Here is a 7382-nt window from a genome sequence, read left to right as displayed (position 1 = left end):
GCTGCCCCGTCGTCGCCGTCGCCGTCGACGCCCATCAGGATCCGCCCGAGGCCGCCGCGCTGGCACGTGAAGTCTTCACGCAGTGGCAGGCCAAACTTCAGCAACTGCTCCAGAACCGCGGCACCGACTCGGCGCGCGCCGCACGAGTGGCCACCCTCATGGTGGCGGCCATTGAAGGCGCTGTCATCCTGTGCCGCACCCACCGCGACCATGCCCCGCTTGACGACGTCTTGATCGAACTGACGCCGATGCTCGAGGCGGTGGGCGGCTAGTTACTCGCTGTTGCCGGCGTATTGACCGGTGAAGACCTCTCTCGCCGTGTCGGCCGCGTATGTGGCGATGTCCATTGAGCTCTGGATGATGCCCTGCGTTCCGCCCGCGACGTCGCCTCTGACGATGTCGCCGGCGAATTGAACCATGTCTGAGGACTTTTCGACGGCGTTGGCAACGACGTCCCTGGCCGCGTCGAGCGCATCCCTAGGACTGAACCCCATTAGAGACTCCTCTTTGTCGTAGGTCCGCTTGGACCCACTGTAGACACGGGCCGACGCAAAGCGTGGATGGGCCCGAGTGCCCTAGTCTCGGATGCTGGTGTCCGACGGGAACCCTCCACCGACAATGGGGAAACCGCCTCCGGTCAGCGACCCGACCACCCAGCCCTGAGCCTGGGTGCAGGTCAGCGGAAGCCCGTCGGGCGTCTGCGCCGCGGATCCGCGCGGATCGGCATAGCTAGCGCACGGCTCACCCGGATTGTGCACACCGTAGAGCGGATAGGAGATCACCCAGTAGCCGGTCTCAGCGGCCGGAAACTGGTGGGTGATGAAATGGCACGCCTCGGCCTGACCATCGGGGCCCCGGCCGAAAATGAACCGCTCGTAGTTGTCGCACGGTGCCCCTAGCGACGCGTCGTAGTTCATTCCCGGCACATCTCCGTTGTAACGCTGTTGATCGGCAACCGCGGCCGGCGCCGCGGCAAGAGCGGCACCAGTGACGGCCGCGGCGATGACGAGTTCGCGAATCATGCTCCACCTTCGACGTCCAGGTCACCGGCTTGATCGACTGCGCCGGCGGCGTGCACCAGAGCATAACCAGCGCCGCGTCCGCGCAAGATTGTTTTGCTGCGGCTGGCTGCTCGCGGCCCGAAGAACACGTTTCAATCCGGTGGCCGCGATCCAGCCAGAACCCCTGCCATCTCGGCTGTCGCGGTGCTTTACTGAGCTAGAACGCGTCGCACCCAACTCGTACTCGTAGGAGTGCATCGATGCCGACTCCGACTCTTCCTCCCGGGTTTGATTTCACCGATCCCGATATCTACGCCGAGCGACTACCCGTGGAGGAGCTGGCGGAGATGCGCCGGGTTGCGCCGATCTGGTGGAACGAGCAGCCGCTCGGCGCCGGCGGGTTCGACGACGGCGGCTTCTGGGTGGTGACCAAGCACAAAGACGTCAAGGAGATATCGCTGCGCAGCGACGTCTTCTCCAGCCTGAAAAAGACTGCGCTGCCGCGGTACAAGGACGGCACCGTGGGCGAACAGGTCGAGCGCGGCAAGTTTGTTCTGCTCAACATGGACGCACCCCAGCACACCCGCTTGCGCAAGATCATCTCGCGCGCCTTCACCCCGCGGGCGGTGGAGCGCCTGCGCGACGACTTGAACGAACGCGCGCAGCGGATCGTCAAGGCGGCGGCAGCCGAGGGTTCTGGCGACTTCGTCGAGCAGGTGTCCTGCGAGTTGCCGCTGCAAGCCATCGCCGGGCTGATGGGTGTGCCACAGGGGGACCGCAAGAAGCTGTTCCACTGGTCGAATCAGATGGTCGGCGACATGGATCCCGAATTCGCCAGCAACGACGCGATCACCGCCTCGGTCGAGCTGATCATGTACGGGATGCAGATGGCGGCCGAAAAGGCCAAAAACCCGGGCGACGACCTGGTTACCACATTGATCCAGGCCGACGTCGACGGCCACAAGCTCTCCGAGGACGAGTTCGGGTTTTTCGTCATCCTGCTGGCCGTCGCCGGCAACGAGACCACCCGCAACTCGATCACCCAGGGCATGATGGCATTCACCGACTACCCGGATCAGTGGGAGCTGTACAAGAAGGAGCGCCCCGCGACTGCGGCCGACGAGATCGTGCGGTGGGCGACCCCCGTCACGTCGTTTCAGCGCACCGCGCTTGAGGACTACGAACTCTCGGGTGTGCAGATCAAGAAAGGTCAGCGGGTGGTCATGTTCTACCGGTCGGCCAACTTCGACGAAGATGTATTCGACGACCCGTACACCTTCAATATTCTGCGAGATCCCAACCCGCATCTCGGATTTGGCGGCACCGGCGCGCATTACTGCATCGGCGCCAACCTGGCCCGGATGACCATCGACCTGATGTTCAACGCGATCGCCGACCACATGCCGGACCTGAAGCCGATATCCAAGCCGCAGCGGTTGCGCTCGGGTTGGTTGAACGGCATCAAGCACTGGCAAGTCGACTACCACGGTGGCTCCGGGGCGAAATGCCCTGTGGCGCACTAGGTAGACTCTTCGCATGGCCACTCATCAGGCTGTCCAGATAGCGTCCGCAGGCGGGTCTTTGGACCTCACCGACGTCGACACGACGTCACCCGGCCGCGGCGAGGTGCGACTCGACGTGGCCGCATGTGGGATCTGCGGCACCGACGGGGCTTTCGTCCATGGCGGCTTCCCGGACATGTCCTGGCCACTGACTCCCGGGCATGAGATCGCCGGCAGGATCGCCGAAGTCGGTGCGGGCGTAAGCCAATTCGCGGTCGGGGACCGCGTCGCAGTCGGGTGGTTCGGGGGCAACTGCAACCATTGCATCCCATGCCGGAAAGGCATCTTCATCCATTGCGAAAACTTGAAGGTGCCCAGCTGGCAATATCCAGGTGGCTACGCGGAATCAGTGACCGTGCCGGCCAATGCGCTGGCCCGGATTCCGTCGGAGCTGTCCTTCGCCGAAGCCGCCCCGATGGGCTGCGCCGGGGTCACCACTTATAACGCGCTGCGCCAGACGAAGGCAGTGGCAGGTGACCGTGTCGCCATTCTGGGTGTCGGCGGGCTGGGGCACCTCGGGGTGCAGTTCAGCCGGGCGATGGGCTTCGAGACGGTCGCGATCAACCGCGGCACGGACAAAGCCGACGACGCACGCCAGCTTGGTGCCCACCACTACATCGACTCCTCGAAAAACGATGTTGCCGAGGGCCTTCGGGCACTCGGCGGTGTAGCGGTTGTGCTTGCCACCGCTGGGAACTCAGCGGCGATGGCCGCAACGGTGGGTGGACTGCTCCCCCGCGGTGAACTCGTCGCCATCGGTGTCACGCCTGAACCGCTGCCGATTAGTCCCCTCCAGTTGATCAATCCCGCCGTCAGTATCACCGGTCACCCATCTGGCACCGCACGCGACGTCGAGGAAACCATGCATTTCGCTGTGTTGTCCGGGGTTCGGGCCTGGATCGAGGAACGACCCTTGGCCGAAGCGGCCGACGCCTACGCCGCCATGGAGCAGGGGCGGCCGCGCTACCGCATCGTGCTCACCATGTGAGAGTCCAATACAGTCGGTCCGTGGCCGACGCCGTCTGGACTCTGGATGCATCCGATGGTGAGCTCTTGGTTCGCACCGGCGTCACCGGCAGGGCCGCGAAAATGGGTCATCGCCTCACCATCGCGATGAAGCGGTGGACGGCAACGGTGCGGTGGGCCGGCGACGAACCTGTGAGTGCTGAGCTGGCCGTCGACGTAGATTCGCTCGACGTGGTGCACGGCGAAGGCGGCGTGAAGGGCTTGTCCGGGGCGGAGAAGACGTTGGCGCGGTCGAATGCGTTGAAATCGCTGGACGCTGGCCGCTTTTCCCAAATCCGGTTTACCGCTGACACCATCTACAAGTCCGACGACGGGTACCGCCTCGGCGGGACACTGCAGATTCACGGAAAGACGCAAGACCGCGAAATCGAGGTGCGGACAGATGATCTCGGCGACGCATGGCGAATGTGCGGCCAAGCTACGGTGCGCCAATCCGATTTCGGCGTCAAGCCGTACTCGCTGCTGATGGGCTCGGTGAAGGTCGCCGACGAAGTCACCGTGTCGTTCAGCGCCCAGTGCACAAAGGAATAGGAGGCGACGTGCGGATCGGAGTCGTGTTCCCGCAAACGGAAATTGGTGCCGATGCCGGCGCGGTGCGCGCCTACGCTGAGCACGTTGAAGGGCTCGGGTTCAGCCATTTGCTCGCCTACGACCACGTGGTCGGCGCCGACCCGAACGTCCACGTCGGCTGGAACGGACCCTATGACTTGCACAGCACGTTCCACGAGCCGCTGGTGACGTTCGGCTACCTCGCCGCTGTGACGACCTCGCTGGAGCTGGTCACCGGCATTGTGATTCTGCCGCAGCGCCAGGCCGTCCTGGTGGCCAAGCAGGCCGCCGAGGTCGACTTGCTCAGCCGCGGTCGGTTACGTCTGGGAGTGGGCCTGGGCTGGAACGCCGTGGAATACGAGGCACTTGGCGAAGATTTCTCGACGCGAGGTCGACGCTGCGAGGAGCAAGTCGACCTGATGCGCCAGCTGTGGACCAAAGAGACCGTGACCTACCGCGGCCGGTGGCACCACGTCACGGGGGCTGGACTGGCGCCGCTGCCCGTGCAGCGGCCAATCCCGGTGTGGTTCGGGGCATCCTCACCCCGCGCGTATCGCCGCGCGGGCCGGCTCGCAGATGGTTGGTTCCCCATGGTCGGACCGGGCCCACAGCTCGACGAGGCGCTGCGGCTGCTACGCCAAGCGGCCACTGAAGCGGGCCGAAACCCCGCACACATTGCGATGGAGGGCCGGGTCTCCTGGCGGGGTAATCCGGACCAGCTCGTCGACGATGTGCGCCGCTGGGCCGCCGCCGGCGCGTCCCATGTCTCGATCAACACCATGGGCGCGGGCTTGGCTTCAGTCGACGATCACCTCGCGGTACTGGCCACTGCCGCCGACGCCACCAAGACGTTGGCCGATTAATTGCCGAAATGTTCAACGGACAAATGCTGGATTCCGGGGATAGAAAACGACACAATCAGGGGGCTCATCGATCGGGCCGAATCGCATAAGGAGCCGCCAATCATGCAACCGGAAACCGCCGATTATCCCGTCCGCGTTCGAGGCGACCTCGACCCCGCGCTGTCACGCTGGCAATGGCTGGTCAAATGGATTCTCGCCATCCCGCACTACATTGTTCTGATCTTCTTGCACATCGCGAATCTCGTCGTCACCGTGATTGCCTTTTTCGCGATCCTGATTACCGGCAAATACCCGCGCGCTCTGTTCGACTTCAGCCTCGGTGTCAAGCGTTGGCGCTGGCGGGTAGCCTTCTATGCCCTGCTGGCACTTGGTACCGACAAATACCCGCCGTTCAGCCTGCACTCGAAGCAGGATTACCCGGCCGACTTGGAGATCGACTATCCCGAGCGGCTCAGCCGCGGATTGGTACTGATCAAATGGTGGCTACTCGTCCTCCCGCAGTATGTGATCCTCATCGCGTTCTTCACTCCCGGATGGCGCTATCTGCGGCTGGGGCCAAACGAATGGATCGGCTACGTGCTGCCGTCATTGATGACGATTTTGCTGATATTCGCCGTGGTGGCTCTGCTGTTCACCGGGCGCTATCCGAAGGGGCTGTACGACTTCATCCTCGGCCTCAACCGCTGGACCATCCGGGTGCACGCGTACAGCGGGCTGATGCGCGACGAGTACCCGCCGTTTCGGCTCGACCCCGGGCCGCGTGAACCGCAGAGGGCGTTAACGGAAACCGCCTGAGCCGCTTGGATATTGGCCCCAGGGCGCAAGTGCGACGCTGAGATCGTTATTGCGCTGCTGCGACAGTTTGATAACAAGGAGCCGACATTTTGGTTGGGCCACCGGTGCCACCGCTTTTTCGGCTAGCATTTGGCGGTCGCAGGTTCGTCGGGGGCTCGCCCATGGGTTGCCGTCTGCGATAGCACGGCGTCGTTGATGGAGCGTCGCAGATGGCAACTCCGCGGTTGGCGGATTTTTCTCAAACACCATCGCCGCAATTGACTGAAATCCCGCGATATAACGACGGGCCTGGTACAACAAGCGGACGTGTCTAGAAATGTGCACGAGGGGATGCCGTGAGCAGATTTAGCGACACCATGTATGGCAACGCTCTTAGCAGCCGTAACGGGATGACAACCGGTGAGCCATACGCCCCGGTCCGGCACAGCTGGGCACAAGTGCACGAACGCGCGCGACGGGTAGCTGGCGGCCTGGCGGCCGCCGGCGTCGGTCATGGTGACGCTGTCGCCGTGCTCGCCGGTGCCCCGGTCGAAATCGCGCCGACCGCGCAAGGCCTCTGGATGCGGGGCGCAAGCCTGACCATGTTGCACCAACCCACGCCGCGGACAGACTTGCGATTGTGGGCGACCGAGACCGCCTCGGTTATCGGCGTGATCGAGGCGCGGGTCGTCATCATCTCCGACCCGTTCATGGCCGCGGCTCCGCTGCTCGACGAACTCGGTCTGCGGGTGGTAACGGTCGAGCAACTGCTCAGAGCCGATCCGATCGATCCAGTGGATACCGGCGAAGACGACGTGGCGCTGATGCAGCTGACATCGGGTTCCACCGGATCGCCGAAAGCCGTCCGGATCACGCACCGAAACGTGGTTTCCAATGCCGAGGCGATGTTCGTCGGCGCCAACTACGATCTTGCGACCGACGTCATTGTGAGCTGGCTTCCACTGTTCCATGACATGGGGTTGACCGGATTTCTCGCTGTGCCAATGTATTTCGGCGCGGAGCTGGTCAAGATCACCCCGATGGACTTCCTTCGCGACACGCTGCTGTGGGCCAAGTTGATCGACAAGTACCGCGGCACGATGACTGCGGCCCCCAACTTCGCTTATTCGCTGCTTGCCAAGCGGCTGCGTAAACAAGCGGTGCCCGGCCAATTCGATCTGTCCAGCCTGCGGTGGGCGCTATCAGGCGCCGAGCAAGTCGAACCCGCCGACGTCGAGGATCTGTGTGAGGCCGGTGCGCCGTTTGGCCTGAGGCGCGAGGCGATCGTGCCCGCATACGGCATGGCCGAAACCACGGTGGCCGTGTCGTTTTCAGAGTGCGGTGCTGGGTTGGTCGTCGATGAGATCGACGCCGACCTGCTGGCGGTGCTGCGCCACGCGGTTCCGGCTAGCAAGGGCAACACCCGCCGGCTGGCCTGTCTGGGTCCTGCACTGCACGGCTTGGAGGTCCGCATCGTCGACGAGGATGCCAATGTGCTGCCCAGCCGGGGTGTCGGCGTGATTCAGGTGCGCGGGGAGCCGGTGGCGGCGGGTTACGCCACCATGGGCGGGTTCATCCCCGGACCGGATCAGCACGGCTGGTACGAC

Annotated in this window: 9 protein-coding genes; 7 read left to right on the top strand and 2 right to left on the bottom strand. The window is 63.9% G+C overall.

Annotation, left to right across the window (positions count from 1 at the left end):
• The coding region (locus VFA16_RS09810) for a TetR family transcriptional regulator C-terminal domain-containing protein (RefSeq protein ID WP_414687682.1) at window positions 1-272 on the top strand (272 nt) is incomplete at its 5' end.
• Here VFA16_RS09810 and VFA16_RS09805 read toward each other — a convergent pair.
• Window positions 273-494 (bottom strand): hypothetical protein, encoded by a 222-nt coding sequence (locus tag VFA16_RS09805; protein WP_324967625.1) that lies wholly within the window; start codon window positions 492-494, stop codon window positions 273-275. It lies immediately after the preceding gene.
• 81 nt (window positions 495-575) lie between these two features.
• The gene (locus VFA16_RS09800; RefSeq protein WP_324967624.1) at window positions 576-1022 is read right to left on the bottom strand and encodes a hypothetical protein; all 447 of its coding nucleotides are present in this window, start codon (window positions 1020-1022) and stop codon (window positions 576-578) included.
• A gap of 239 nt (window positions 1023-1261) precedes the next feature.
• On the opposite strand from VFA16_RS09800, the gene VFA16_RS09795 reads away from it, so the two are divergent.
• The 6 genes from VFA16_RS09795 to VFA16_RS09770 form a co-directional block, all read left to right on the top strand.
• Window positions 1262-2524 (top strand): cytochrome P450, encoded by a 1263-nt coding sequence (locus VFA16_RS09795; protein WP_324967623.1) that lies wholly within the window; start codon window positions 1262-1264, stop codon window positions 2522-2524.
• A gap of 13 nt (window positions 2525-2537) precedes the next feature.
• Entirely contained in the window at window positions 2538-3551 is a 1014-nt protein-coding gene (locus tag VFA16_RS09790; RefSeq protein ID WP_324967622.1) for an alcohol dehydrogenase catalytic domain-containing protein, read from the top strand.
• A gap of 20 nt (window positions 3552-3571) precedes the next feature.
• The gene (locus VFA16_RS09785) at window positions 3572-4120 is read left to right on the top strand and encodes a YceI family protein (protein WP_324967621.1); all 549 of its coding nucleotides are present in this window, start codon (window positions 3572-3574) and stop codon (window positions 4118-4120) included.
• An 8-nt stretch (window positions 4121-4128) separates the two neighbouring features.
• The gene (locus VFA16_RS09780) at window positions 4129-5001 is read left to right on the top strand and encodes an LLM class F420-dependent oxidoreductase (RefSeq protein ID WP_324967620.1); all 873 of its coding nucleotides are present in this window, start codon (window positions 4129-4131) and stop codon (window positions 4999-5001) included.
• 102 nt (window positions 5002-5103) lie between these two features.
• A complete protein-coding gene (locus tag VFA16_RS09775) occupies window positions 5104-5796 on the top strand; it encodes a DUF4389 domain-containing protein (RefSeq protein ID WP_324967619.1) in 693 nt (230 codons plus the stop codon).
• A gap of 335 nt (window positions 5797-6131) precedes the next feature.
• The coding region (locus VFA16_RS09770) for a fatty acyl-AMP ligase (protein ID WP_324967618.1) at window positions 6132-7382 on the top strand (1251 nt) is incomplete at its 3' end.

This window comes from Mycobacterium sp. (assembly GCF_035653355.1).
GTDB lineage: Bacteria > Actinomycetota > Actinomycetes > Mycobacteriales > Mycobacteriaceae > Mycobacterium.
This window is presented reverse-complemented; position numbering and strand designations above follow the sequence as displayed.

What these genes read in the sequence shown, in the direction of transcription:
- VFA16_RS09775 (WP_324967619.1), top strand. Translation starts at nt 5,104, where the DNA reads ATGCAACCGGAAACCGCCGATTATCCCGTCCGCGTTCGAGGCGACCTC.
- VFA16_RS09795 (WP_324967623.1), top strand. Translation starts at nt 1,262, where the DNA reads ATGCCGACTCCGACTCTTCCTCCCGGGTTTGATTTCACCGATCCCGAT.
- VFA16_RS09805 (WP_324967625.1), bottom strand. Translation starts at nt 494, where the DNA reads ATGGGGTTCAGTCCTAGGGATGCGCTCGACGCGGCCAGGGACGTCGTT.
- VFA16_RS09800 (WP_324967624.1), bottom strand. Translation starts at nt 1,022, where the DNA reads ATGATTCGCGAACTCGTCATCGCCGCGGCCGTCACTGGTGCCGCTCTT.
- VFA16_RS09790 (WP_324967622.1), top strand. Translation starts at nt 2,538, where the DNA reads ATGGCCACTCATCAGGCTGTCCAGATAGCGTCCGCAGGCGGGTCTTTG.